The organism is Actinoplanes sp. NPDC051537 (assembly GCF_055586105.1).
Genome location: NZ_JBVJIU010000034.1, coordinates 32,665 through 54,401 on the forward strand (window position 1 = coordinate 32,665; position 21,737 = coordinate 54,401).

Here is a 21,737-nt window from a genome sequence, read left to right on the forward strand (position 1 = left end):
AGGCAGGTCCCCGCCAAATCAGACAGCATCGGGCTTGATCTCCGCGCTTGCCGAAGCCTTCGGTCCTCGACAACCGCGCGTCCCGCAGTTCGTGGTCGGGCCCGGCTGCTCGGCGTACCCGCCTTCAGTGCTCCAGGTCGTCATCCGCGACGTGCAGTGCCCGAAGTCCTTGTGCGAGGCGTCAACGCCCGGACAGTCGTCTCCACGCGTGCACTCGCTGGAATCGATGTGGCGGTACAGCAGCCCGTCGCAGCGGAGGCGGACCGCTCGGCGTGGTGCAGCGGCAACCCAGCGCTGCTCGTAAGCCTCCGCCTGGGCTCGGCATGAGCCGCGCAGACTGGAGTCCTCCGCCTTGCGCGAGTGGGAAGTGTGGAACACCGCAGGTGTCGCGCCGGGCATCAGCAGGTTCTCGCCCTCAAATACGATGGAGCGGTGCCGCCCGGTGACGGGTTCTCCGCATGCCCAGCAGCAGCCAGGCAGGATGCCGGCCAGTCGGTTGAACTCCTTCATGGCGGCTGCCGCCTGATGGTTGCGCTCGTCGCACGGGCAGGGCCAGATCAGGCCGCATTCCTGGCAGACCGGGCACTGCTCTCGCAGTGGCCACCACCGGTCGTTCGACGCCCACGGGAAAATTCCGTACCCGCGAGCTCGCGCCTTCGGGTCGTTCGTCGGCTGAAGCCGAACGGCGCGTTCCCGGCCCTCCCACGAGTACGGATCCGGCCGGCCGGCCTCTTCCCACGCCTTGACCGTCTGGTCGTGCCAATTGGCCTGCTCCCGTTCCTCGACGGCGACGACCCGGTACGCCTTGCGGTCGGCCCATGCGATGAGTTCGCCGACGTGGGGCACTTTGCGGAACTTGGTCCGCTCGATCGCGAGACCTTTGCGGATCTCCGTCACGGTCTCGCGGACAGCTTCCCAGTCGTAGTCGACGGGCTTCCAGTTCCGCTTCATGTCGCTCCTTCCGGTTGGTGATGCAGGATGGGTGGGGGAGCGGAGCGTTACCGGCGTTCCGCTCCCGCCAGGAAGTCACGCAATACTGCGGATCGGCTGAGTCCGCCCCACCGAATCCACGACCGCCGCCCAGTTCGTCGCCGTGAACCACGTCTTCGCGGCCAGGTGCTCGGTCCAACGCTGCAGAGCGGCCTCCGTGCGCGCCTGACCCAGGTCGATCCAGTACGAGCCCGCGCAGGTGCCGGCGCAGTCGCTGCACTCCACCTTCCAGTGGGCGAGCTGCGGCTGGGCGAGGGCATCCGTCGGATCCCAGCGCATGAAGTTTTCGCTGCCCGCCCGGTCAGCCCACGACCGCCGGTCCATCTCGGCGCGGCTGATCTCGGCATACGGGATGTGGATGGCACCCGACCCGTTCGTCTTCTCGTGGCAGGTGTCGCAGGTCCAGTCAATCAGTTCCATGGGGGCCTCTCGGGGGTCAGGCGCCGATCGCGAACGATCGGAAGCGGTTGAGGTGCAGCTGCGCGGCCACTGGAATGTCGGGGGTGGCGCTGTTGCGGGATTTGCGGACGCACAGATCGGCCTCGCCGACGCGTTTACCCTGCTCGTACATCTCCGGGCGGTGCACGAAGATCACCACGTCGGCGTGGGCTGCCACACCGCCCGACTCCTTCAAGTCGGTCAGCTGCGGGGCTTTGTCGCTGCGATGAACGCTGTTCTGGTTCGTTTGCGCCAGCAGCACCACCGCGATATTGAGCTCCCCTGCCAAGTCCTTGAACTGCTTCACCAACTCGTCGATCTGCTGATGCCGCGGAGCGTTCGACATGATCCGGATCAAGGCGAGATAGTCAACGATCAGCAGCCGGATGCCCTTGTCGCGGTGCAGTCGCCGGACCCGGACACGGATATCAGCGAACGTCTGGCCCTTCACGTCGGAGATGTACAGCGGGGCGTTCTCGGTTCGCCTGGCCATGTCGGCAAGCTTCCGCCAGTCCCCGTCGTAGAGCTCACCGCGCACCGCTGCCTGCGCAGAGATACCCGCTTCGGCGCAGGCAAGCCGGTTGAACAGCTCCATCACCGGCATCTCCATCGAGATCACCGCGGTGGGCACCTGGTGCGCGAAGGCCGCTGACCGCGGGAAGTTCCCGGCTCCGAGCGTCGATTTCCCAGAGCCAGGAGGACCGGCGACAACGATCAACCGGCCGAGCTGCAGGCCGTGGATCGCGTCGTCCAGCTCCGGGATCCCGGTGGGGATTCCGGGCGGCTCATCGGTCTCAACTGCGTGCTCGAACCGGTCGAAGCCGGGCTCGAGTAGGTCCGGCCAGTACGACCACATCTCAGCCTCGCCGGTGGCCCGGCCGGCCAAGTCGGACACCGCAGTGCGGGCATCCTCCACCAGGTCGCCGGTGGTCCGATCCCCGCCGGCGCGGATCTGCGCCCGGACCGTCGAAAGCTTCAGGTCCAGGTCGCGCAGCAACGCCCGATCGGCGACGATGCGAGCAAAGTGACCGATGGACCCGCCGACTTGGGCTGTCTCGATCAGCGTGTGCACGTACATGCCGTTCTTAGGAATCTTCGCGATCAGGCCGCGCTCAGCGAGGAAGGCGAGCACCGAGTAGGGGTCAGTCGGTCGGCCGGACTGTCGCATCTCGGTCAGGATGCCGAACAGCACGTGGTGGGCAGGCTTGTGGAACGCGGCCTGCGACACGATGGCTTCAGCCTCGGCGATCAGTTGCCCGTCCAGCAGCATCATGCCCAGCACCACCTGCTCGGCGCCGTGGTCGAAGAGCACTGTCGACGTCTCGGGGATGTCCGCGGTCATCGTGTGCTGCGGCGATAGTCGTGGTCGTCGAGGTCGACCTGGACCGCGCTGGAGAGCCGGGAACGAACCCGCTCGTCAACCGTTGCCCGCATCGCCTTTGCGTCGAGGTTCGAGGTGAGAATCATGGGGCGCTGTTCAGACCAGCGGGTGTCGACCAGCCGGAACAGGGTGTCCTCGGCCCAGGCGGTGACTTGGCCGGCGCCGAGGTCGTCGAACAGCAGCAGGTCGACGGTCTGGTAGTCGTCGAGAGCCGTCAGGTGGGCGTCGTCGGGGGTGGGGCGCATGGCCTGGTTGAAATCGGCGTGACTGACCTTGGAGAACGTCATGCGCTCGGAGCGGCGGGCGACGGCGTGGACGATGGTTCGCAGCGCGGCGAACGCGTTGTGGGTTTTGCCCGAGCCGACGGGGCCGGTGAGAAGCAGGTTCGGTGCTGACGCGGGGTTCTCGAGGTAGCGGGCGATCCAGTCGTGGACGCGCCGGTCGGTGACTTCACCCGTCCGGAAGATCGCCGGGGTGAGCATCGCGAGTTTGGTGTTGTAGCTGTCGGTCAGGTGGTCAGCAATGGTGTAGTCGCTGGCCGGGGCGGCGTCAGGATCGATGCCTTTGCGGTCGAGCATCTGTCTGGCGAAGTCGCCGATGTCATCAGTGCGGATGTTGAAGGGGCTCACAGGATGGGCTCCTTGTAGTCGTGGTCCGAGGATCGTGAGTCGGTGATGCGGTGGTAGCCGCCCGGCTGGCGGTTGCTGGTGTAGCCGCCGCCGTTGTAGCCAGGTTCACTCTTGCGCTTTTCTTCGCCGTCCTTTTGGAGACGCAGGGCGTCGAATTGTTTGCGGAACTTCGGAATGGACTGGATGTTCGGCCGCCAGAAGGTGCTGCGCTGCGACCAGGAAATGAGTTCTTTGATGTCGTCGAGATTGCGGCCGTCGGAATCAATCATCAGCCGGGCCTGCGCTCGCCACTCTTCGGTGATCGTTGGGCGTTTGCAGCCGAGCTTCACGCGCCACTCGGCGAGGAAGTTGCAGACGCGCTCGACGTCGTCGCGGTGGGGCTCCGGCTTCTTGGCCCGTTTCGTTGTCGAGGTTTTACCAGAGTTCTTCGTAGAAGAACTCTTAGTACTTACGGTTCCGGGGGCAGATTCTGCACCCCCTGACGCGTGACTACCCCCCGCAGAATCTGCACCTTTTTCCTCACTGACCTGCGCTTCTGAGTTTTCGGCCAACCCGAGAAACCCCGCAGAATCTGCGGGGTGCAGAATCTGCACCTTTTCGGCCATGACCACGGCGAACCGGTTCACGCCCCCGCGGCCGGCATTGCGCTCAACCTTCAACTCGCCGAGCAGTTCGCACCGCTTCACCGACTCCTGCACCGCGCGCTCCGACAAGTTGGTCTTGGCGGACAGGGCGGCGTTCGACAGCCATGCGCCCGTGCCGTCGGCGGAGTTGCAGGCGTCGGCGACGGCGAGCATCACGAGCCGCTCGCCATTCTTGGAACGGGAGTGGCCGAACACCCAGGTCAATACTTCGACCGACACTCGATCTCCACTCCGTTCTAATACTGGGCGGCGGATTGCTATTTCTGGCGCTAGCTTTGCCGCATATCACAAAGGTCTTCGGGGCAGCCGTGCTGGCACGCCATGCAGTCCAAACACGAATCGCCCGAGTCGTCGTGCTCGCACAGGAACGGGTTGCAGACGCATTCCGGACAGCCGCCCAGCAGGTAGGCGAGGGCGGCGTGGCGGGTGTCGAAGCTGCGGACGCCCTCGCCCGGGCGCAGGCCAACCCAGCCGTCCTCGCCGGTCAGCACGGCACCCTTGGGGAAGATGTAGCCCACCCAGTCCGTCCCCCGGTATGCGTTGATCCGCTGCCCGGGGTGTTCGAACAGGTCGAGGCCGTGATGCTCGCCGGGAATCAGGGTGCCGACGCTCATGGCAGCCACCGCCTCAGGTCGTCGATCACCTTGCGGGCCACCCTGCGGGCGGTGACCGCCTCCGACACGCGGCTGTCGACGAACCGTTCGCTGAAACCGAGGCCGCCGTGGAGCGCCTGGGTTTCCATTCGCAGGGCTTCGGCGCACTCGATCAGCGCCGACCGGGCGGCACCGAGTAGCCCGAACACGACCGGGTTGAACGCTAGGTCCTCAGGCTCGTGCAGGTGCTGGATCGTGAGCGCGAGGGCGTCGTCGATGTCCTGCTCGGTGAGCAGCCCGACGGGCAGCGGGTCACGGACCGGGTCCGGCCAGCGGCCGGTCATCGGGCAGCCTCCCGCCGCCGGTCGAGCATCGCCTTCCGGGTGAGTTCCTCGGCGAGCCGCCGGGTGAACTGTTCCACCCCTTTGATCTCGTCGATAGTCAGGTGTTCCCGGCCGCTCTCCGGTGCCTGCACGGCCACCTCGGGCGGCGGTTTGCCCGGCTCCCAGGTGCGCATCTGGCAGGCCAGTTCGGCGTCCTCGAGCGTGTACCAGCCGGCATCCCACACGTTCTGGGTGTAGCGGCGGCGGGTCGGACCCCACCAGGCGTTCTGTTTGTTCGACCAGACCAGGTAGGTGGGGCCGCCAACGATTCGGGTGGCATCGGCGAGCGCCTCGGCGGGATAGGGCTGAGTCATGACGGCACCTTCCAGAAAGGTCCGCCCGGCGCGGTGTCCATCAGATAGCGGACGTAATGCTCACGGGCCGGCCCGTCTTTGTCGCCGTGCAGCGACTCCCACCACTGCATGTACAGGGTGTCGTCTGCCAGGGTCCGGACCGCGAGGTCGTAGCCACGCCGGGTGGCGTCGATCATCTTGGCGTGCAGGTTCTTGATCTGGATGTCCTGCACGTGCCGGGCGGCCTGGACTGCTTTGACGAAGACCAGCCGCAGTTCGGCGGGGATGTCCTCGATGTTCTCGATCGGCTGGACGTTCTCGGTCACGAGACCACCGCCAGCAAAACGCACTCCCGGCACTGGTGTTCATGACCCGGTGCGCCCTTCTCGAACGGCAGCGCGCAAGGGGTGACGCCGTGGCAGAACGTGCCGCAAGCGCCGGCGTCGAGGTGTGCCGCGTCGTCGACCTCGACAGCACATGCGACGCATTGACGCAGGACGGCTGGCTTAGTTCCTTCCTCGTGTCCTGGGTCGCCGGGGAACGCCACCTGCCGCAGGTGGCGGTGGCCGGGCGCGATGACTGGAGTCTCGCCCGTCGCGGCGCGCCACTGGCAGCTGAAACAGTAGTGAGGCTTGCGGGCGGTGACCGCGGTCGTCACGCTCATGATGCCGCCGCCTCGGCCGCCGTGGTGATGTAGTTGATTGCCGCCTGCCGGTCAGCTGCTCGGACGGCCTTGTGTGGCCAGCGGGACGCGAACCATTCACCAGTACCGTCCGCGGCCGGCCCCCACGCTGAGGCGAGGATGTCGTTCTGGCCGGGGCGGGTGGCGAACAGGGAGCCCTGCCCGTCGGTGGTTTCGTGAAGGTCGAGCCCGTTGACCGTGTCGATCCGCTTCGTCTTGATGGGGCCGCGGGCGGTCATCGAATGCCCGCCTCGGCCAGCACTCGCCGGATCTCACCGACGGGAATGTTGACGTCACTGTCGATGTCGCCGCCGTCGGTGTCCTTCGCGAGCAGTTCGACCTCATCGAGGGTGTTCATCAGACGAGCCTCGTTGCGCGCTCGCCGCTCAAGCTGCTCGCGCAGTCGCTCGATCTCAACGATCATGGCTGGGATGTCCATGCGCGCCGACGCGATGAACTCGGCGTCGTCCATGGAGAGGTCGCCGAAGTCGGACGCCTCGTGGCGATAGTGGTCGAGCGAGTTCACCAGATCGCACGCTAGGTTGGCGTTACTCGCTGTGTGCTTGGGCAGGCGAAGCGCGTGCGGAAACTCGCCGTGCGAGCAGCCGTATCCGTCGCCGCAGTCACACCAGTCGGTGATCAGCTTCCAGGGGCCGGGCGTTGCCGTGTCAAGCCGCTTCTTAATGGCGTCGAGATCGAGGGTCATCGGGCCGCCTCCCGCCGCTTGAGGGTGACCACGACGGTGCCGTTCTGGTGGCTCTGCTCGTGAGCCACGTACATGGGCTCGGCGCACACCACCACGAACTGACCGGCCTTCAATTCTTTGACGCCCTCGTCGCCGAGCTCGAGGTCGCGGGCGGTCACGCGGATCATCGGGCGGTCGGTCACCGGATGACCTCCACGTGGTAGTCGGCGAGCACCGTCAGCCGCGACATGCCCTCGAACCGGGGCTCGTCGTACGCGACCAGCAGCTCGATGTCCCGCTCATGGCGGGCCGTCACAGCGATTACGTCGCCGGTTCCGTTCTCGTACGCCTCGGGGTACCGCTGGCCGCGATGCCGGATGCGGACGCCGGCGGCCAAGGCATTGTGGTGGCCTTGCTGGATGTAGCCGCGGCTGCGTAGATCGGCCAGCAGGGCGTCGGCTTCGACCCGCTCGGCGGCGGTGAGAGCGACGGTCATCGATCTGCCGCCTGCCGTACTCGTGCCGCCTTCGCCATGAGCAGTAGCGCGAACCGCTCGAGCTGCTCAGGTGAGGTTTGCGCTTTGGCGAAGCCGCGGGCCAGGTCGGCGTCGCAGAAGTGCGCCTCGACGGTCAGCGGCGAGTTTGGGTCCTCGAGGTCGTCGTGGCAGATGTTGAGGGCGAACCCCCACGAGATCGACCAGTGAATGTCGTCGGGGGCACCCTCGCCGGTGTCGAGGGCTTCCGGCTCACCGTCGGTCGGTCTCAGGCGGAAGGGCGGGGGCCAAGTCGTGTCGGTCATTTCTTCACCTGCCCGTCAATGTCGACGAACTCAGGCGCAAGCACCAGAACCTCGGGTGCCTGCCGGTACTGCTCGCCGGTGACCGGGTTGGTCCGGTCGTAGAGCAGTGCTCCGTCGACGGAGGCCTTGAGGACGATGCCGCTAGCGGTGTCGTACGGGTAGCGGCCCGCCTCTTCGATGGCATCGGTGTAGCCGCTCTCGTTGCCACGCCACCACATGCGGTGCTCGTTGGACCAGATCAGGAACTCGTGCATGGGTCAGTCCTCCGGGTCCTTCTCGGCCACCGAAACGCCGAGGTCCTCGAAGAGGAACGCATCGATCGCCTGGTCCTTCTCGTGGTCGTTCATCTCGCGCCACTCACCCCAGGTGATTCCGCTGTCGCGTTCACCGCGGAACGAGATGTTGCTGGAAGCCGAGTACTGGAAGACGACGGGTTCGTCGTCGGCGTGCTTGGGCATGGATGTCCTCCCGAATGGGCGTAGCCGGTCAAGGAGCTCATAGCGTACGATACGTACGGAACGTACGCCAGGTACCTTACGACCGTGGGGATCAAGACGATGGGGATCATGGAACTGCGCCGGGCCCTCGGGCAGCGCATCGACGCCGCGCACTTCTACGGCGAACCGACGATCATCAAGAACGAGAAGAAAAACGAACCGCGAGCGGCGATCGTGCCCTACTCGTGGCTCGTCGAAGTCTGCAAGGCAAAGGGCATCCCGCTGCCCAACGACGAAGCTGCAGCGGCCGACTGAATCGGCGCTCACGTGAGCACACCAGCCCGAAACGCCAACGCGACCGCATGTGCCGCGTTCCTCGCCCCCAGCGCGTGGATGGCGTGCTGCTCATGCGACTTCACCGTCGATGCCGACCGGCCGAGTTCGGCCGCCATCTCCTGCCGGGACAGCCCGTCCGCGATCAGGGCGAGAACCTGTCGCTGCCTGGCAGTGAGCCGCCGGCGGTCCGGGGCCGCATCAAGCATCGTTGGCCTCCTGCCAGTCGCCGTAGCTGGTGTACACGGGCCGGCGGAGCAGGTCGGCTTGCACGTCGGGCCGGTTCTGCCGCCACACCTTCACCCGAGTGCGGGCGAGGGTTTCGCAGCTGCACTCCATGAACACCTCCGAGCCCATCCGGCCGAGGTCGCCACGCAGACGCACCGCCCATTCGACGCCGGTCGTGTCAGGCACTGAGCTCGTCCTTCGCCCGGTTGATCGCGTTCTTCGCCTCGCCGATCGTCTCCAGCACCGCCGCAGGGACGATCCCGCGGAAACAGTCCGCGGCGTCCCCGAGCTCCTTGTAGGCGGCGTTCAAACAGGCGATCCCCTCGCCGACGAACAGCCACTCGTTGGGTGTCAGATCAGGCATCAGACGGCTCCGTTCAACGCTTCGATACAGGCCTGGCAGCGGGGCTGCGGATTTGATGGCTGCACGGTCGGGAAGAACCCGGCCTGGCCGCGCGTCAGCTGCACCTTCCGCCCGCACACCGTCTGGGCGGCGCCGGTGCGGCGCACATGCCAGTCGACCTGCTCACCGGCCGGGAAACCCCACTCGAAACCCTCAGGCAAGGTCACGACACACCGCCGACGAGGACAGCGAACGCACGCTCACGCCACGGATCACGCGGCGCCGGGGTGAGCCGACGCTCCTCGAGCACCGGCGGATCCACAGTCATCCCGGCCCCCGGGCAGTCGAACGTCCGCTCCCACCGGCCCCGCTCCACCGCCTGATGCGGGCGGATCGTCAACCCGACCGCGGTCACCGTGTCCAGACACAGCGGGCAGCGGGCCGGCCATTCCTCGCCTGGCTCACAGATCGGGCAGATCAAGCCATGGGCGCGGTGACTGCGCCGCCTCGCGTCGGACGGGCAGGGCTCGAGCTCGTTCGGGCCGAGCGTCACGGCTCCACCTCGCCGGCCACCGGGTCGCCGTGGCAGACCATCTCGTACCGGTCGTAGCCGATCGTCACGTTCACGCCGTCTTCCCACGACAGGCCAAGCGCGACCCGGGCCAGCGTTTCCGCCACCCGCGCTGCCGTAGCCTCGTCGGCGGTCGACACCATCAAGCTCTGTTCGATCATCGTGTTGGTGTGGGGCATGAGATTTCCCTCCAGGGTTGGGCGCGGCGAGGGGAACCGCGCCCGGGTCAGCAGCCGTACAGGGTGGTCACCGCGACCAGCACCATCGCGGCGAGGAAGAACGTCACATGGCGGCGGTCCAGCCAGTCGACAAACCGCAACCACACTTTGATCACGAGATGGGGCGGGTGACCGTCGCCGCGGTCCCCATGCACAGGCCCGGCTCCTTGCCGCCCTTCTCCGCAATCGACAGGCACCGGGCCACCGGGTCGGCCTGCGCGTCGATGTCCGTGACCGCTTTGCGCTTCGCCGCGTTCGTCCGGTCCACGTCCAAGTTCCGGCCGTCGAGCACCTTCTGCCCGTACGCGGCCAGCGCATCCGTGGTCGGCTTGTCGTACACCGGCGTGCCGAACGCAATCGAATGCACGGCGATGTCCGCACCCAGCAGCCCGGTCAGCGTGTCGCCGAGCGGCTTCTTGTAGGTTTTGTTCAAATCCGGCACCGACACCTCACCGGTCTTCGCGTCCACACTCGCGAACGGGTCGAAGTCGGCGAACGTGGAAATCAGCGCGGCGGTCATCTGCGGGTCGATCCGCCGTGCCTCCCACGTCTCGAACCGGGACCTGCCGTCGGTCTCCTTGAACGCCGCCCAGTTCTCCGGCGCGTTCGCCGGCGACGTCGCCCACTCCACCTGCACCGGCACACACATCGACCGGGGGCCCTTCACGGTCACCCACACGCAGCGGTCGCCGAGATGCGCGTACGTCTGCCCGGAGGCGTCCCAGTCGTCGACGTCCTGCCACGGCGCGGTCCACTGCAGGCCGGCGCCGGTGGTGCGCCCGGTGGGCTTACCCCAGGCGGTGACGATGCCGACGTTGCGGGTCGGCACGGTCGACATGCAGGCGATCACCACGAAGATGACGGAGAGGAGCCCGCCGCCGACCAGCAAGAGTGCGCCGGTGCCGCGGGATTCGCTGCGGGAGCCGAGCACCAGGACGGCGAGGCCGATGAGGGCGATCAGCCCGAAGATGATGCCGATGATGAACACGCGGGTCAGGACTCCTGTCCGGGGAAGGCCGCACGATGCGCGGCGACGATCTTTGAGGACCGGTCGCGCAGGTCGAGCGCGTCGGGGGTTTTGATGAGGTCATCGGCCAGCGCCACCGCGTCGCGGTAGCGGGCCAGTTTGAGCGCGTCTTTGGTGCGGCGGGCGCCGACACCGAACCCGAAGATCAGGCCGATGACGACGCCGACCGCAGCGACAGCGAGTACAAGAACAGCAACCATCGGGGCTCCTAAGACGCGATCTGATGCAACGACTGAGCCAGCTTCAGCCGGGCACGGCGGACGGTTTCCTTACTCACGCCGACCTCGGCGCCGATCGCCGCATTGGTGCGGTCCGCGTTCTCGGCCAGCGCGGCAACGACGGCCCGGCGGAGCCGCTCCGCTTCCGTGAGTTCCCCGTTAAGGAGCCGCTTCGCCGCCATGTGGTTCATGCCGAGCCGAGCCGACAGCGCCGACAACGCCGCCCCGCGGGCCGTTCCCGCCTGCAACGCGGCCAGCAGTTCGGCGTCGTTGAGGTCGATCCGCTCCCCGGCAAGGGCACGTTCCACGCCCACCTCGTCGACCAGTCCGTCATCGGTTTCCGTCTCCAGCGGATCCGGTACCGCATCGGGGTCGTCAATGTCGGCACCCCACTGGACGGGCAGCGGATAGCCGGCGGCTTCAGCCCGCAGACGCGTCCGCCGCGAGCTGCCCGGCCGGTTGATCAGCACCTGGTAGGCGGAGACGATCGCCGCTGCATACTCGGGTGTCACAAACCGCTGTCGGCAGAACCGGACCACCAGCCGCCGGTCGATCCGGCCCCCAGCGGCCTCGATGATCGCTTCGGAGGTGTGGCCGAGCCGCCACAAACCTTGCACCCGGCGGCGCGTCCCGGCGGCGTCCAGCATCGCCGGGGTCAACCGGCCGGCCTTGTGCCGCTTCTGGTACAGCCGTTTCGCCTCCCGCGCGTGCGGGCAGCGGCAGCGGGCCTTCGTGTACGCCGAAGCGGTGCCGTGTCGGGTGGCGGGGCATGCCGGGTCGAGGCGCCCCAGGTCGGTGCCGCGCCGTCCACCTTTCGCCGCGGTGATCATTCGGTGTCTCCGATCTGCGGTGGGCGCACCGCGACCGGTGCGACGCACACAACGGCCCGGGCGGTCCCGAACGCCACGCGTTCGACGTCGTTGCAGTCGGCGACCCGCATCAACGGCGGGCCGACCAGCCGCACGTTGTGCTTCTCGACGAAACCGGGCCAATGCTTCTGCGCTTCGGCCATCAACTCCCGGTCGAACAGAGAGTCGTCGTGGACCGGCCAAATCACCTTCAACGTCAGGCCAGCGTGGGTGGCCGTGAGCTCTGCACTGCCGGGCTGTTTGCGAAGATCGATGGTCATGCCGCCGCCTCCCGCCGCCAGTAGGTGGGCGAGTCCGGGCACAACGCGCAGCGCAGCATGCTTCCCGGGACGAGACACGGGTGCGGGGGGCTGCCCGCCGCCTGCTCGCTGGCGCACTTCGACGGCACATCAGCGGGAGCTTCGGCGGCGCGCTTGCGGATGAGCTGGGCGGTCACGGTGCCACCGCCGGCCACACCTCGACGACCGCGCCAGCGGCCTCGCCGGCGACGCAGTGACGCTTCCGCGCGTGGATCTCCACGACCTGGGAGTCGTCCTTCAACACGCCACCGTCGACGAGCGCGTCGAGCAGGTTCCGGGCATGCTTGTCCAGGTCACCGGACGAGCGGGTGACCGGCAGGGTGACCCGCCGTTTCGGCGCCGACTTCGGTGGGGTCACCCGCACCTCGAAGTCAACGACCGTCGGCGTGGTCAACGGCTCACCGCGGTACTGCTCCCGTGCCGCCCACGCGACCCGGGCCCGCCAAGTGCTGGAGCCTTTCACCTGCTCAACGAGTCGGCCGCGGCCGACGTGCTTGAGGCTGCCCTTGGGCTTTGGGTCACCTTCGACGGTGATCCGGATGTGGGTCTCGGTCATGATGGTCACCGGGTCGCCGCCTGTTGAACCGGCTGTGACGCCTCGTCGGCGATCCGCTCGGCGAACACCCCGAACATGTCGATCTGCCCGTCGATCTCCGCAACCGGCCCGGAGGTCGGGCCAGGCTGCGGCCCGTCGTCGTCCGGGCCGTCGTCCGGTCGTCTATCGAACTCTGTGCATTCGTCGACGACCTCGTACGAGCCCGACGCATCGCCGTGCTGCCACTTGTGCTCACGACGGGTCCACTCCTTCGGCCATGAACCGAGCAGAGCGACACCGAGGATCGGGCAGTATTTCCCGGCCGCGTCGTCGTCGTTCGCGCAGTCGTAGCAGCCCCGGCCGCCGTCAGCCCAGTACTCGTACTCGGAGTGGTTGCTGAACGGCCGCTCGTCAGCCGCGTCCGCGAGGATCTCGCCGTCGGTGCGCATCACGCCACCTCGTCCCGGCGATCGTCGTCGAGTTCGACCGGCCGGTCGGCGTCTAGCACCGCGTGCAGGATCTCCTCGGCGTCGTCGGCCACCGACCAGGCAAGTCCGCGATCGTCGATGTGCACCTCGAACACGTCGCTCACGGAGCCACCACCTTCTCGACGGTCAGCCCGTCGGTCAGCTTCCACACATGCCCGGACGACTCGTTGACCGCGTCGGCGAGCAGGTCAGCCCCGTACTTCGCCTTCCACTCGCTGGCGGCGGGAATGGTGAACACGAACACGCGACGGACGGTGCCGGCGGCCATCGTGAACGACACCCGCCACTCGGTCAGGTCCGCGAGAGATGCCGTCACTGGGACACCTCGCCAAGGTCGATACGACCCGCTGGCTGCCCGTTCAACTCGAGCTCGCGACCGTTGAAGAACTCACGCTCTTCGTCAGTCAGTTCCCGGGTGCTGGCCTTGGGGAACCGCACATGCGTGTAGCCGAACCCCGCCACCCACACGCCGATCCAGTCGCCTCCGTCCTCGCCGGTAATCCAGGCCAGGTCGGGCTGGTCGCGGGAGATGTCGCCGAGCTTGTGGATGGCGGTCGTGGCCATCATGTAGCGGCCGCTCATCGGGTCACCACCTCGTCCTCCGGGTACTTCTCGAGCGAGCCGCCAAGCGCAACCACTCGCTCCTCCAGCTCATGCAGGTAGTCGCCGACGATGGATTCGGCGCTCGCGTCGGCGTCCCCCGACGCGGGCGTGTTCTTCAACAGGTCGTTGATCCAGGCGTCGTATCGGGCCGGGTCGTCCCACGGGTTCACCGGGTCACCGCCGTGTCCCAGCCGACTGGCCGCGAACCCTCCGGCAGCGCCTCAACCGCCCGCACCAGATCACGGGCGGCCAGAGCTAGTTGCTCGTCGGCGTGCTCCGCCGCGGCGTCCGAGTGCGGATCCTCGTCCCGGTAGTAGTGGTGAGCTGCGATGGAGTGGAGAGCGGCCCGCTCCAACTCTCGGGTCAGGCGGTCAACGGCGAACGTGGTCATCGGGGCGCCTCGGAATCCGGCGTGAGCTCGACGGTGATGACTTCCGGCTCGGCCTGCCGCAGCACCGCATCTGCGTGCGCCTGCGGGCTGTACGGCCACTCGATCACCGCGGCGTGCACGCGCGGGAACGTCTCCGGGTCGTAGTCGGGTTGCTTCTGCCGGTCCGTGTACCACTGGTTCAGGGCGGCAGCGTTGCGCTCGGCGGACTCGCGGCTGGCCTCGGCAACAATGTCGTCAGGGCCCTCCACGTGCACCGCCCACAGCGGGGGGACGTCCGGCATGTCAGGCAGAGGAACTTCGCGGGCAGGTGTCACGGGGTCGCCTCCTCAGGCGCAGCGGGGGAATGAGTACCGTCATTGGCCAACACGACGCGGCCATGGCGGGTGGAAACGGGAACCGTGCGGGCGTCCTCGCCCTCAAGCAGCAGCCAGCCCATGCCGCGGGCAAGTTCGCGGGCGGTGCCGACGGGCGAGGTCACGGCGTCGTGGTGCGGGCGACAAGCCGCAAGAAGCCAAGACGCCTGGTTGATGCGGACCGACATGTCGCCGCCCCGCCCACCGGCCTTCCGATTCAATCTGTGGTGCAAGTCGGCGGCGACCAGCCAGCAGCCCGGCCACTCACACCAGCCACCCGAACGGGCATGCACCAGGTTGCGCACCTTGGCGGTCGGGCCGGTGTTGCGGCGCTTCGGAGTGTTCGCGTGCTTCGCCGACCGGGCCTCCGAACTCGACGGCAGGGCCGTACGGCGCAGCTGCGTCCTGGCAACCAGCGGCGTGAACCGCTGAAGTTCCGACCGCTTCATCAGACGCCCGCCACCGAATACATCGCCCGGACCGAGGCGTTCACCGACTGCCAAGCGCGCAGCTCGTTCTCGAGCGCCCGGGCCAGCCGGTCGGCGTACTTGTAGGCGACGTCGGTCTTGTCCCGCTCCCGGCGCTCCCGCACCGTCGCAAGCTCCGCCGCGTACCGCTTCTCGTGGGCGGCGCCGTCATGCGCCATATAGGCCTGCGCGAACGCCTGATCAAACTCGTGATCAGCCTTCAGGAACGCCTCGTAGGCGTCCGAGCAGACCTTCACGCCCTTCGCTATCCGGTCCGAGCAGGACCGGATGGCCTGCTCAATCTGGACCGGGTTGAGAACGTCGCTCACGCGGCACCGCCGAACGAGCGCATCGGCCAGTCGAGAGAAACACCGTCAGCCTTGAGTCGGAGGGACACAACGTCTGCCAGCACGGTGTCACGTTCCGCGTCGTCACGGGCGAGACCGGCCTCGTGTTCCTTCTGGTTGGCTTCCCGACGGAAGTACTGCGCCAGCGACTCCGACTGCTCCGCATACCAGCCGATCTGCGCCTCGTGCAGCTCCGACACCGACAGGCCAGCCAACATCGGGTAGCGGCGCATCAACGCCCACGCCACCCGGCCCGCCTGCAACGCGTCGTACTCGGCGGTGTGCGCCAACTCGTCATCCCAGCCGATCCCGTGGACCTGGGCGAGGGTTTTCAGGCAGCGGGCACCCTGGGTGGGGGAGACCCGGCGGCGGAACTTCTCCACCTTCTTGTCGAGGACGCCCGGGTCGACGATCGGGGCGAGCGGGGCACCCTGGAGACGGTCGCTGATTGTCGGAACGCCGTTGCGCCGACAATCCCGGTCGAGGACCGTAAGGTCGTACGGCGCGTTCATGATGACCACTGGCGCGCCGAGTGCGAGCGACGCGGCGATGTCCGCGCAGTACTCGTCCAGCACATCCGCCGGCGGCTTACCGTGCTCCGCCAGGAACTCGGTCGTCAAGCCGTTGACAGCGGACGCACCCACAGGCATCTCCACCGCCACGTACGATGTCCGGACATCCTTCGACCGTTCGGCAGGGTTGATGACCGCCCGGCAGATCGACCCCAGCAGCGCCTCCTCCGGGTTCGCCGAGGTGGTCTCCGTGTCCAGCACCATGAAGCCCTGCTCCCACCAGCCGGTCACGCCGCCGCCCCCTGCTTCTTCGCCTCGCGGATCGCGGCCAAAAACTTCTCCATGTCCGCGGCCGACGCCTCATCGGAGGAATGGCCGACCAGCGTGCAGAAATGCCGCTCCAGTTCCTCCGCGTCGTCCCACGGCGACTCGTCGAGGATCTGCACCCACAGGTCGCCCTCCGGGTCATCGGACGTCGACGGCACCGGAACCGGCGGCGCCGTATCTCCGGCCGGTGGCTTCACCGCCTCCGCGCGGGCGGTGAACTTGTCCAGGAGGTCCTGCGGCACCGTTCCGCCGAACTCGGTCAGCGCCTGCTTGTGCAGGTCCAGCAGCGCCTCCCGCGTCTTCGCCGCCTGAATCAGCGACGCGAAGTCGGTACCCTGCCCCGCGGTCAGGGCGGCCTGCTGCAACCGGCCGGCGATGGCCCCCGCCGCGCGAGCCGCCATCAGCTCCTGCACCTTCCCCGACATCAACTCCTTCGGGGTCAGCACGTCCACGTCCAGCACCGGCACCACAAAGTTGTTGGTCTTGCCGTTACGGACCACTGTCCGCTGGTCGAGGATCAGCTTCGCCGGGATCGCGCCCTGCGCCATCGCCAACAGCTGCGTGATGCCGGGCAATTCGGTCGCCGCGTAGTAAGAGCCGGTGTCGACCCGCCACACCCCCGCACCGGGCACGTCCTCCAACATGACGTTGAGGCGGGTGTGCAGGCTGCACTCCCGGTCGGCCGGGTCACACAGGCATGCCTGCTTCGACAGCATTTCCTGCTCGCCGTTGCAGCGCCGCTGGCAGCCGCCCTTCGACCACATCTCGTACCACTGCGACTGGCCCGGATCCTGCGGCGGCACCACCACCGGCACCTCGGTCACGTCGGTGATGACCTGCCACTGCTGGGCGCCCTTCGGCGGCTGCCACGGCTCGACTGTGCCGCCGTACAGGTCGGCGACCTTCTCGATCAGGGTTTTGCGGGCGGACGTGAACCGGAACCGGTCAAGTTTCGCCGGCCGGGTCTTGGTGCCGTTGCCGGTGGGCACCTGCACGCCGAGGCGGATACGCCCGACTTCGGTCTGGCTGATCTGCAAGTTGAGGACGGCCATGTCAGCTCTCCTTCAAGGTCACGGGCCGGGAGAGCACGGTGTTCAGGCCGGCGCTCAATCCCTCGACGACGCGGAGCATGTGGATGAAGCTTTGGAAGTTGGTGTCGGTCAGGTAGACCTCACGCATCTGGACCTTCTCGGGGCGGATGTGCACGATCAGCCCGCCCTTGATCTCCGGCATCGGCTGCTCGGCGCCGTCCGGCAGCAGCACCGTGTCGGCGTTGGCGTAGGCGACGACCTGCCAGCCCTTGCAGATGTCGACCGACTTGGAGGTCTTCCAGTCCACACACAGCGGCAGACCGGTCAGGTGGGCGAGCTGCGCGTCCAGCTTCGACTCGACCTCGAAGTGCAGGATGGCGTCCAGGGTGCCGGCGTAACCCCACTTGCGGGAGATGACGGTCATCTCCGCGACCAGGAACTGCGGGTTGTAGCGGTTACGCCAGCGTCGGTACTGCTCGACGAACGGCCGGACATCGTCGTCGACGTGGGCACCTTCACCGAACAGTGCGTCCTGCTCGGCGATGTCGTGAAGCTTCACGCCCAGGTCAGCGGCGTCGTCGCGTGCTTGGTTGTGCCGGTCGGCGAGCCAGTAGGTGACGCAGTTCCGGCAGACCCCGCACGCGCTGCCGGTTTTCGTGGCGTTGCAGGCCGGCGTCCGGGAAGCGCGAACCAGGGAGGGGAGGCGGTCGAACGCGGCGTTCGCGGACAGGTTCGCCGCCCACGTGGGAAGCCCGAACTTTTCGATGCGCCCGAGCACGGTGGTGACGGATATGAACCGTTCCCCGGTGATCGGGTGGATGTACCAGCGGGAACCTTCACCGTTCGTTTCCGAGTTGGCGGGGTGCCGGTCGGCGGTCACAGTCATCACAGGTCCGCCGTCCGAGAGACGTAGCGGTCGTGGTCGGCGGTGCAGCTCGAGCACTCGGGCCCGTGACCCTCACGGCCGCAGATCACGCACCGGGCGGCGTCGTACGCGTCCAGGCGCTGCTCGAGCCGGTACTGCCGGACGGACAGGTCCGCGTCGTGCATGTCCAGGGCGGCGACGTCGGCGGGGGAGAGGGTGTCGCCGGCGTCGAGGCGGGCCAGCAGATCCAGGGAGGCGGTCACGCGTGTGCCTCCGAGTACAGGGCGCGCGCAACGTCGTCGGGAAGTCGGAGCCACGGCCCGATCGCGGCATTGACCTCGTCCACGTCGGTCAGCTCCCGGTAGCCGGTGCCGACCCACAGCAGTTCAGCGGCCGGGTCGTCCTCGTCGACGGAGCGGTCCCGGGCTTGCGCGAAGTAGGTGCACAGCGGTGGATCCCAGCCGACAACGATCTCGACTTGGCCGACGGTGAACTCGTGCCGGCTCATGCGGCACCCAACTCAAGCTGCAACGGGCCTGCGAGGTGGGAGTAGTGCTCGTCGAAGACAGCATCGAACAGGAATCGGTCCCGCTCGTAGTAGCCCTTCACCGGGCGTTCACGCCCGTTCAGAAGTGCCGGCACTTCCTCGGGTTCGCGGTTGTACTCGCCGACGTAGGCGGCCTTGACGCGCTTGCCGAATACGGAACCGATCGAGGCGATGTCGGCTTTACTTACGCCGCGCTCGACCAGGTAGGGCTGGACCATGAGCAGGCGGTCATCGGCGGCAATCTCCGGCTTTTCCCCCTTGTAGACCGCCCAGGTGTGGAGGACCAGCTTCTCTTTGTAGGTGGAGCCGACGTTCCCGCCCATGGCGTCGATGACGCTCAGGTCGCGGCGGGCAGCCCGGGCGCGAAGGTCAGCCTTGCGCTCTTCGATCTGCTCGGCGAGGTCGTCGAGTTGCTCGACTGACGCTCGGGGGTTCACCGCGCCGCCCTTGGTCCAGTACTCCTCGACAACGTCCGCCACTTCGTTCTGGTAGGCGGCGAGGGTTTCTCGGGCGGATTCGGCGACTCGGGTGACGGGGATCGTGGCGAGTGCCATCAGGAAGGTCCGCATGTCGGCGGTCGCCATGTCGCGGGGTCGGCCGTCTGTCCCACGCACTGCTGTTACGGCAGTGCGCGACCAACTCTGCTGGCGAATCTTGCGGATGGCTGAGTCGGCGTTCAGGCCGATCGTCTCGAAGACGGGCTTGAGGATGATGTTCGGCCGGCCGTCGATGTCTACTGCCAGGATCTCGCCGCCGTGAAACGGGATCTTCACGACCTCGGCGACGTGCACGCTGGTGGGGAGGGTCAAACGAATCGCCTCGCTTCAGTTCCTAGCATCGTGTACAAGATGTACGCTACACGATGTACAAGATGTTATCCAGTTACCTTTTGAGCATGGAGGCCAAGGTGTTGGGGATCGGCGAGTTCCGAAAGCAACTCAGCGAGCGGGTCGAATCCGCGAACTGGCACAAGCAGGTCACCGTCGTCATGCACGACAAACGCAAAGAACCCCGCGCTGCCCTCGTCCCGTTCGATGTCGGAGCTGACCCGGTCGCGATCGGCGTCGGAGACGACGTACGGTCCTACGTCGTCTCCGCTGAATGGTTCGCGCAAGCCAAGGCGGCCCTGGCGAAGAAGTAGCTGACTCATCGCCCGGCCATCCGCACGCAGTTCCCGCGCGCCGGCCGCCGCTCCAACTCGCCCGCGTCATCCAGCCACGCCTCAGCGGACCAAACCCACAGGTTGCACTGAGGCAGCACCTTCGAGTCCGGTCGCAGCTCGTGCTTCACCACGCCGCCCAGCACATACCGCCACCTGGTCACGATGCGCACCCACAACGGACTTGCCCATCAGCCAGGCGCAGGTGGTTCCAGGCGTGGAACGGGCACGGCTCCACCAGCCCATCACCGGGCGCATGCCGGACCGCACCCCACCGCGGGTTATACGGCCCGCCCGACGCCCGGCCCGTCAGCAGCAGCCTGCACGCCAGACAACGCACGATGCTTCGACTGTCCGGCACCGGCACCCACAGTCCCGAATCACCGGACCCGGGACACACCGACGGCGGGCTGACCCAGCGAGGGTCGAACCGCAACGCAGGCATCCCTGCTGGGGTCGCGTCCTGGCCGGCGCCGAGCGCCTTACCGACGCACACCCCGCACGCCTCATCCCCGTCCGGGAGGTCGTCACGCAGCAGCGGCACCCCCGCCTTCGCGCCGGGCCGGTCGGTGACGAACCCGTTGCACCACAGGTTGAACGTGCGGGTCCCGTCGGCCAGCTGGTAGCCGGAGCGGATGCGATGCCAGCGCGTTTGGCCGGAGGTCCGCGCGTACCGAGACGCTGCGGTCAGCGCGGTCCGCTTCTGCGGGGCACCCCAGGTCGTGGGGGCCGAGGAGGTGATGGGTGGCAGCAGCGCAACCGGCATCAGGGCTCACCCCGCCGCTGCCCCGGAACGCTGAGGTCCTGCCGCCGCAGAGCCCACCGGATGCCCTGCGCGACGTTCCAGACAGCCTGTTCCCGACGCCCACGACGAAGGCCGCAGCCGTACAGGAACCCGCCAGCCACCGCCGCCACGAACAGGGCGAGCAGCAGCAGGAGCGGACCCTCCACGAGGACCGCACCCGCCGCCGCCAACTGCTCCCTGATCACCGCGGGCCCCGGTTGCGGCGCATCGACGGCACCGCACCCACCTGCCACGCCCTCGTATCCGCGCCCGCGTCAGTCCGCTGCCGAACCTCCACACGCGGCTCCACACGAACCTCCGGCGGCGGCTTCACCGCGGCCGCCAGATTGTCGAGCTCGCCCACCACTGCCAGAAACCGCGACCGGATCGGCTCGAAGTCGTCGCCACGGAAGTCGTGCACCCACGTACCCACCCGAGCGGCCAGCGACTGAAGACGGGCATGCACCTGCTCGGCCGTCATCGGCTGCGTCTGCGAACTACTCACCGGGGTCCCTCCGCATCCGCCGGTGCTTGGGCGGCATCGGCGCCTCGCCCGCCAGCACCTGCTCGATTTCCTCCGCCACCTGCTCGCCGGCCATCTCCCACGACAGTTCGTTCACCCGACGCCGGGTCTGCTCCGCCGCGTAATGGCCGAACGGGCGGTTGGACGGCCACGACTTGGGATCCTGGAAACGCCGCTCATACGGGGCGTTGAACGGGCCCGTCACTGGTCGGTCTCCCCGAACACCTCGTCGGCCAGCAGCATCAGATCGTCCGCGTGCGGGCCGCCGTAGTAGCAGCCGTAATGCTGGTACAGCTGCACGACCGCCAAATCCAGGTCGCAGCCAGCCAGAATCTCGGCGGCCTCCCGCTCACATTCGGCGTCGATCCGCTGCGCCTCGAGCCGCGCCTCCTGCCGCGCCTTCCGCCTGGCCACGAAACGCTGCGCGAAGTCCCACACCGGATAGCCGGCCATCGCCATCGCCATCCCGGCCACCGAGATTGCATCCCACGGAACGTTCATCGGGTGGCCCGCCGGCCGCGCGGAACAGCGTGCAGCAGACCGGCGAGCAGCCGGGCCGGGCCCCTCAGCACCCGCGTTTCCGGCTCCTTCTCCGCCGCCAGGGCAGCACCCGCAGCCCGGGCGGGGAGCGGCATCCCCAGCATCGGCGGCGCCGGCGGCTTGATCTGCGCGGTCTTCTCACCCGGCAAGTCCACCCGGGCCGGCGACGCGGACATGGCCTCCGCCGGTTCCTCCACCGGCATCGG

The 21,737-nt window shown here is 67.6% G+C and carries 53 protein-coding genes; 2 read left to right on the forward strand and 51 right to left on the reverse strand.

The window, feature by feature from the left end:
• Positions 1-18: 18 nt before the first annotated feature.
• The 17 genes from ACZ6TB_RS47315 to ACZ6TB_RS47395 form a co-directional block, all read right to left on the reverse strand.
• Positions 19-951 carry a hypothetical protein gene (locus tag ACZ6TB_RS47315; protein ID WP_465567979.1) on the reverse strand — a complete coding sequence of 311 codons (933 nt, stop codon included), beginning with the start codon at positions 949-951 and terminating at the stop codon, positions 19-21.
• 75 nt (positions 952-1,026) lie between these two features.
• Complete coding sequence (locus tag ACZ6TB_RS47320; RefSeq protein ID WP_465567981.1) at positions 1,027-1,410, reverse strand: hypothetical protein; 384 nt, start codon at positions 1,408-1,410, stop codon at positions 1,027-1,029.
• 16 nt (positions 1,411-1,426) lie between these two features.
• Positions 1,427-2,770: a replicative DNA helicase gene (locus ACZ6TB_RS47325; protein WP_465567984.1), complete on the reverse strand. Its 1,344-nt coding sequence runs from the start codon at positions 2,768-2,770 to the stop codon at positions 1,427-1,429.
• Positions 2,767-3,438 carry an ATP-binding protein gene (locus ACZ6TB_RS47330; protein WP_465567986.1) on the reverse strand — a complete coding sequence of 224 codons (672 nt, stop codon included), beginning with the start codon at positions 3,436-3,438 and terminating at the stop codon, positions 2,767-2,769. The genes ACZ6TB_RS47325 and ACZ6TB_RS47330 overlap by 4 nt, the downstream gene beginning before the upstream one ends.
• A complete protein-coding gene (locus ACZ6TB_RS47335) occupies positions 3,435-4,301 on the reverse strand; it encodes a helix-turn-helix domain-containing protein (protein WP_465567989.1) in 867 nt (288 codons plus the stop codon). Before ACZ6TB_RS47335 ends, ACZ6TB_RS47330 begins: the two co-directional genes overlap by 4 nt.
• 50 nt (positions 4,302-4,351) lie before the next feature.
• Complete coding sequence (locus tag ACZ6TB_RS47340; RefSeq protein ID WP_465567992.1) at positions 4,352-4,696, reverse strand: hypothetical protein; 345 nt, start codon at positions 4,694-4,696, stop codon at positions 4,352-4,354.
• A complete protein-coding gene (locus ACZ6TB_RS47345) occupies positions 4,693-5,019 on the reverse strand; it encodes a hypothetical protein (protein ID WP_465567995.1) in 327 nt (108 codons plus the stop codon). The genes ACZ6TB_RS47340 and ACZ6TB_RS47345 overlap by 4 nt, the downstream gene beginning before the upstream one ends.
• Positions 5,016-5,372: a hypothetical protein gene (locus tag ACZ6TB_RS47350; protein WP_465567997.1), complete on the reverse strand. Its 357-nt coding sequence runs from the start codon at positions 5,370-5,372 to the stop codon at positions 5,016-5,018. The genes ACZ6TB_RS47345 and ACZ6TB_RS47350 overlap by 4 nt, the downstream gene beginning before the upstream one ends.
• Positions 5,369-5,677, reverse strand: a complete 309-nt coding sequence (locus tag ACZ6TB_RS47355; protein ID WP_465568000.1) for a hypothetical protein — start codon at positions 5,675-5,677, stop codon at positions 5,369-5,371. The genes ACZ6TB_RS47350 and ACZ6TB_RS47355 overlap by 4 nt, the downstream gene beginning before the upstream one ends.
• Positions 5,674-6,015 carry a hypothetical protein gene (locus tag ACZ6TB_RS47360; protein ID WP_465568003.1) on the reverse strand — a complete coding sequence of 114 codons (342 nt, stop codon included), beginning with the start codon at positions 6,013-6,015 and terminating at the stop codon, positions 5,674-5,676. The genes ACZ6TB_RS47355 and ACZ6TB_RS47360 overlap by 4 nt, the downstream gene beginning before the upstream one ends.
• Positions 6,012-6,272 (reverse strand): hypothetical protein, encoded by a 261-nt coding sequence (locus tag ACZ6TB_RS47365; RefSeq protein ID WP_465568005.1) that lies wholly within the window; start codon positions 6,270-6,272, stop codon positions 6,012-6,014. Before ACZ6TB_RS47365 ends, ACZ6TB_RS47360 begins: the two co-directional genes overlap by 4 nt.
• Complete coding sequence (locus ACZ6TB_RS47370; RefSeq protein ID WP_465568008.1) at positions 6,269-6,739, reverse strand: hypothetical protein; 471 nt, start codon at positions 6,737-6,739, stop codon at positions 6,269-6,271. The genes ACZ6TB_RS47365 and ACZ6TB_RS47370 overlap by 4 nt, the downstream gene beginning before the upstream one ends.
• Entirely contained in the window at positions 6,736-6,921 is a 186-nt protein-coding gene (locus tag ACZ6TB_RS47375) for a hypothetical protein (RefSeq protein WP_465568011.1), read from the reverse strand. Before ACZ6TB_RS47375 ends, ACZ6TB_RS47370 begins: the two co-directional genes overlap by 4 nt.
• Positions 6,918-7,214, reverse strand: coding sequence for a hypothetical protein (locus tag ACZ6TB_RS47380; protein WP_465568014.1), 297 nt, complete (start codon positions 7,212-7,214; stop codon positions 6,918-6,920). Before ACZ6TB_RS47380 ends, ACZ6TB_RS47375 begins: the two co-directional genes overlap by 4 nt.
• Positions 7,211-7,516 carry a hypothetical protein gene (locus ACZ6TB_RS47385; protein WP_465568017.1) on the reverse strand — a complete coding sequence of 102 codons (306 nt, stop codon included), beginning with the start codon at positions 7,514-7,516 and terminating at the stop codon, positions 7,211-7,213. The genes ACZ6TB_RS47380 and ACZ6TB_RS47385 overlap by 4 nt, the downstream gene beginning before the upstream one ends.
• Positions 7,513-7,770: a hypothetical protein gene (locus tag ACZ6TB_RS47390; RefSeq protein WP_465568019.1), complete on the reverse strand. Its 258-nt coding sequence runs from the start codon at positions 7,768-7,770 to the stop codon at positions 7,513-7,515. Before ACZ6TB_RS47390 ends, ACZ6TB_RS47385 begins: the two co-directional genes overlap by 4 nt.
• A gap of 3 nt (positions 7,771-7,773) precedes the next feature.
• Positions 7,774-7,974: a hypothetical protein gene (locus ACZ6TB_RS47395; protein ID WP_465568022.1), complete on the reverse strand. Its 201-nt coding sequence runs from the start codon at positions 7,972-7,974 to the stop codon at positions 7,774-7,776.
• An 84-nt stretch (positions 7,975-8,058) separates the two neighbouring features.
• Here ACZ6TB_RS47395 and ACZ6TB_RS47400 point away from each other — a divergent pair, with 84 nt between their 5' ends.
• Positions 8,059-8,268 (forward strand): hypothetical protein, encoded by a 210-nt coding sequence (locus ACZ6TB_RS47400; RefSeq protein WP_465568023.1) that lies wholly within the window; start codon positions 8,059-8,061, stop codon positions 8,266-8,268.
• 8 nt (positions 8,269-8,276) lie between these two features.
• Here ACZ6TB_RS47400 and ACZ6TB_RS47405 read toward each other — a convergent pair whose 3' ends face one another.
• The 27 genes from ACZ6TB_RS47405 to ACZ6TB_RS47535 form a co-directional block, all read right to left on the reverse strand.
• The gene (locus tag ACZ6TB_RS47405) at positions 8,277-8,495 is read right to left on the reverse strand and encodes a response regulator transcription factor (protein WP_465568025.1); all 219 of its coding nucleotides are present in this window, start codon (positions 8,493-8,495) and stop codon (positions 8,277-8,279) included.
• The gene (locus tag ACZ6TB_RS47410; RefSeq protein ID WP_465568028.1) at positions 8,488-8,700 is read right to left on the reverse strand and encodes a hypothetical protein; all 213 of its coding nucleotides are present in this window, start codon (positions 8,698-8,700) and stop codon (positions 8,488-8,490) included. The genes ACZ6TB_RS47405 and ACZ6TB_RS47410 overlap by 8 nt, the downstream gene beginning before the upstream one ends.
• Positions 8,693-8,878, reverse strand: coding sequence for a hypothetical protein (locus ACZ6TB_RS47415; protein WP_465568031.1), 186 nt, complete (start codon positions 8,876-8,878; stop codon positions 8,693-8,695). Before ACZ6TB_RS47415 ends, ACZ6TB_RS47410 begins: the two co-directional genes overlap by 8 nt.
• Entirely contained in the window at positions 8,878-9,084 is a 207-nt protein-coding gene (locus ACZ6TB_RS47420; protein WP_465568034.1) for a hypothetical protein, read from the reverse strand. Before ACZ6TB_RS47420 ends, ACZ6TB_RS47415 begins: the two co-directional genes overlap by 1 nt.
• Positions 9,081-9,410, reverse strand: coding sequence for a hypothetical protein (locus ACZ6TB_RS47425; protein ID WP_465568037.1), 330 nt, complete (start codon positions 9,408-9,410; stop codon positions 9,081-9,083). The genes ACZ6TB_RS47420 and ACZ6TB_RS47425 overlap by 4 nt, the downstream gene beginning before the upstream one ends.
• Positions 9,407-9,607, reverse strand: coding sequence for a hypothetical protein (locus ACZ6TB_RS47430; protein ID WP_465568040.1), 201 nt, complete (start codon positions 9,605-9,607; stop codon positions 9,407-9,409). The genes ACZ6TB_RS47425 and ACZ6TB_RS47430 overlap by 4 nt, the downstream gene beginning before the upstream one ends.
• Before the next feature lie 151 nt (positions 9,608-9,758).
• Complete coding sequence (locus ACZ6TB_RS47435) at positions 9,759-10,634, reverse strand: hypothetical protein (protein WP_465568042.1); 876 nt, start codon at positions 10,632-10,634, stop codon at positions 9,759-9,761.
• Positions 10,635-10,639: 5 nt separating this feature from the next.
• Positions 10,640-10,873, reverse strand: coding sequence for a hypothetical protein (locus ACZ6TB_RS47440; protein ID WP_465568044.1), 234 nt, complete (start codon positions 10,871-10,873; stop codon positions 10,640-10,642).
• Positions 10,874-10,881: 8 nt separating this feature from the next.
• Positions 10,882-11,721, reverse strand: a complete 840-nt coding sequence (locus tag ACZ6TB_RS47445) for a hypothetical protein (RefSeq protein WP_465568047.1) — start codon at positions 11,719-11,721, stop codon at positions 10,882-10,884.
• Positions 11,718-12,020, reverse strand: coding sequence for a hypothetical protein (locus tag ACZ6TB_RS47450; protein WP_465568050.1), 303 nt, complete (start codon positions 12,018-12,020; stop codon positions 11,718-11,720). The genes ACZ6TB_RS47445 and ACZ6TB_RS47450 overlap by 4 nt, the downstream gene beginning before the upstream one ends.
• Positions 12,017-12,196: a hypothetical protein gene (locus ACZ6TB_RS47455; RefSeq protein ID WP_465568052.1), complete on the reverse strand. Its 180-nt coding sequence runs from the start codon at positions 12,194-12,196 to the stop codon at positions 12,017-12,019. Before ACZ6TB_RS47455 ends, ACZ6TB_RS47450 begins: the two co-directional genes overlap by 4 nt.
• Entirely contained in the window at positions 12,193-12,615 is a 423-nt protein-coding gene (locus ACZ6TB_RS47460; RefSeq protein ID WP_465568055.1) for a RusA family crossover junction endodeoxyribonuclease, read from the reverse strand. The genes ACZ6TB_RS47455 and ACZ6TB_RS47460 overlap by 4 nt, the downstream gene beginning before the upstream one ends.
• A 5-nt stretch (positions 12,616-12,620) precedes the next feature.
• Complete coding sequence (locus tag ACZ6TB_RS47465; RefSeq protein ID WP_465568057.1) at positions 12,621-13,043, reverse strand: hypothetical protein; 423 nt, start codon at positions 13,041-13,043, stop codon at positions 12,621-12,623.
• Entirely contained in the window at positions 13,043-13,186 is a 144-nt protein-coding gene (locus ACZ6TB_RS47470) for a hypothetical protein (RefSeq protein ID WP_465568059.1), read from the reverse strand. The genes ACZ6TB_RS47465 and ACZ6TB_RS47470 overlap by 1 nt, the downstream gene beginning before the upstream one ends.
• The gene (locus ACZ6TB_RS47475; RefSeq protein ID WP_465568062.1) at positions 13,183-13,398 is read right to left on the reverse strand and encodes a hypothetical protein; all 216 of its coding nucleotides are present in this window, start codon (positions 13,396-13,398) and stop codon (positions 13,183-13,185) included. Before ACZ6TB_RS47475 ends, ACZ6TB_RS47470 begins: the two co-directional genes overlap by 4 nt.
• A complete protein-coding gene (locus ACZ6TB_RS47480; protein WP_465568064.1) occupies positions 13,395-13,664 on the reverse strand; it encodes a hypothetical protein in 270 nt (89 codons plus the stop codon). The genes ACZ6TB_RS47475 and ACZ6TB_RS47480 overlap by 4 nt, the downstream gene beginning before the upstream one ends.
• Entirely contained in the window at positions 13,661-13,855 is a 195-nt protein-coding gene (locus ACZ6TB_RS47485) for a hypothetical protein (protein ID WP_465568067.1), read from the reverse strand. Before ACZ6TB_RS47485 ends, ACZ6TB_RS47480 begins: the two co-directional genes overlap by 4 nt.
• A complete protein-coding gene (locus ACZ6TB_RS47490) occupies positions 13,852-14,076 on the reverse strand; it encodes a hypothetical protein (RefSeq protein ID WP_465568070.1) in 225 nt (74 codons plus the stop codon). The genes ACZ6TB_RS47485 and ACZ6TB_RS47490 overlap by 4 nt, the downstream gene beginning before the upstream one ends.
• Positions 14,073-14,357, reverse strand: coding sequence for a hypothetical protein (locus ACZ6TB_RS47495; RefSeq protein WP_465568073.1), 285 nt, complete (start codon positions 14,355-14,357; stop codon positions 14,073-14,075). The genes ACZ6TB_RS47490 and ACZ6TB_RS47495 overlap by 4 nt, the downstream gene beginning before the upstream one ends.
• A gap of 29 nt (positions 14,358-14,386) precedes the next feature.
• Positions 14,387-14,878 carry a hypothetical protein gene (locus tag ACZ6TB_RS47500; RefSeq protein WP_465568076.1) on the reverse strand — a complete coding sequence of 164 codons (492 nt, stop codon included), beginning with the start codon at positions 14,876-14,878 and terminating at the stop codon, positions 14,387-14,389.
• Complete coding sequence (locus tag ACZ6TB_RS47505) at positions 14,878-15,225, reverse strand: hypothetical protein (protein ID WP_465568078.1); 348 nt, start codon at positions 15,223-15,225, stop codon at positions 14,878-14,880. Before ACZ6TB_RS47505 ends, ACZ6TB_RS47500 begins: the two co-directional genes overlap by 1 nt.
• The gene (locus ACZ6TB_RS47510; protein ID WP_465568080.1) at positions 15,222-16,046 is read right to left on the reverse strand and encodes a 3'-5' exonuclease family protein; all 825 of its coding nucleotides are present in this window, start codon (positions 16,044-16,046) and stop codon (positions 15,222-15,224) included. The genes ACZ6TB_RS47505 and ACZ6TB_RS47510 overlap by 4 nt, the downstream gene beginning before the upstream one ends.
• Entirely contained in the window at positions 16,043-17,134 is a 1,092-nt protein-coding gene (locus ACZ6TB_RS47515) for a recombination directionality factor (RefSeq protein ID WP_465568082.1), read from the reverse strand. Before ACZ6TB_RS47515 ends, ACZ6TB_RS47510 begins: the two co-directional genes overlap by 4 nt.
• Before the next feature lies 1 nt (position 17,135).
• Positions 17,136-17,999, reverse strand: coding sequence for a hypothetical protein (locus ACZ6TB_RS47520; protein ID WP_465568085.1), 864 nt, complete (start codon positions 17,997-17,999; stop codon positions 17,136-17,138).
• Positions 17,999-18,241 carry a hypothetical protein gene (locus ACZ6TB_RS47525; RefSeq protein ID WP_465568088.1) on the reverse strand — a complete coding sequence of 81 codons (243 nt, stop codon included), beginning with the start codon at positions 18,239-18,241 and terminating at the stop codon, positions 17,999-18,001. Before ACZ6TB_RS47525 ends, ACZ6TB_RS47520 begins: the two co-directional genes overlap by 1 nt.
• Positions 18,238-18,486 carry a hypothetical protein gene (locus tag ACZ6TB_RS47530; RefSeq protein ID WP_465568091.1) on the reverse strand — a complete coding sequence of 83 codons (249 nt, stop codon included), beginning with the start codon at positions 18,484-18,486 and terminating at the stop codon, positions 18,238-18,240. Before ACZ6TB_RS47530 ends, ACZ6TB_RS47525 begins: the two co-directional genes overlap by 4 nt.
• The gene (locus ACZ6TB_RS47535) at positions 18,483-19,316 is read right to left on the reverse strand and encodes a phage antirepressor N-terminal domain-containing protein (protein WP_465568094.1); all 834 of its coding nucleotides are present in this window, start codon (positions 19,314-19,316) and stop codon (positions 18,483-18,485) included. The genes ACZ6TB_RS47530 and ACZ6TB_RS47535 overlap by 4 nt, the downstream gene beginning before the upstream one ends.
• A 104-nt stretch (positions 19,317-19,420) precedes the next feature.
• Here ACZ6TB_RS47535 and ACZ6TB_RS47540 point away from each other — a divergent pair, with 104 nt between their 5' ends.
• A complete protein-coding gene (locus tag ACZ6TB_RS47540) occupies positions 19,421-19,666 on the forward strand; it encodes a hypothetical protein (RefSeq protein ID WP_465568096.1) in 246 nt (81 codons plus the stop codon).
• A 5-nt stretch (positions 19,667-19,671) separates the two neighbouring features.
• Here ACZ6TB_RS47540 and ACZ6TB_RS47545 read toward each other — a convergent pair whose 3' ends face one another.
• The 7 genes from ACZ6TB_RS47545 to ACZ6TB_RS47575 all read right to left on the reverse strand — a co-directional run.
• Positions 19,672-19,848 carry a hypothetical protein gene (locus ACZ6TB_RS47545; protein WP_465568099.1) on the reverse strand — a complete coding sequence of 59 codons (177 nt, stop codon included), beginning with the start codon at positions 19,846-19,848 and terminating at the stop codon, positions 19,672-19,674.
• Positions 19,845-20,450, reverse strand: a complete 606-nt coding sequence (locus ACZ6TB_RS47550; RefSeq protein WP_465568102.1) for a hypothetical protein — start codon at positions 20,448-20,450, stop codon at positions 19,845-19,847. The genes ACZ6TB_RS47545 and ACZ6TB_RS47550 overlap by 4 nt, the downstream gene beginning before the upstream one ends.
• Positions 20,450-20,635: a hypothetical protein gene (locus ACZ6TB_RS47555; protein ID WP_465568105.1), complete on the reverse strand. Its 186-nt coding sequence runs from the start codon at positions 20,633-20,635 to the stop codon at positions 20,450-20,452. Before ACZ6TB_RS47555 ends, ACZ6TB_RS47550 begins: the two co-directional genes overlap by 1 nt.
• A 35-nt stretch (positions 20,636-20,670) precedes the next feature.
• A complete protein-coding gene (locus ACZ6TB_RS47560; protein ID WP_465568108.1) occupies positions 20,671-20,949 on the reverse strand; it encodes a hypothetical protein in 279 nt (92 codons plus the stop codon).
• 16 nt (positions 20,950-20,965) lie between these two features.
• Positions 20,966-21,196 (reverse strand): hypothetical protein, encoded by a 231-nt coding sequence (locus ACZ6TB_RS47565; protein ID WP_465568111.1) that lies wholly within the window; start codon positions 21,194-21,196, stop codon positions 20,966-20,968.
• Positions 21,193-21,492, reverse strand: coding sequence for a hypothetical protein (locus tag ACZ6TB_RS47570; RefSeq protein ID WP_465568113.1), 300 nt, complete (start codon positions 21,490-21,492; stop codon positions 21,193-21,195). Before ACZ6TB_RS47570 ends, ACZ6TB_RS47565 begins: the two co-directional genes overlap by 4 nt.
• On the reverse strand, positions 21,489-21,737 hold a 249-nt coding region (locus ACZ6TB_RS47575; RefSeq protein ID WP_465568116.1), incomplete at its 5' end, for a hypothetical protein. The genes ACZ6TB_RS47570 and ACZ6TB_RS47575, both read right to left, overlap by 4 nt.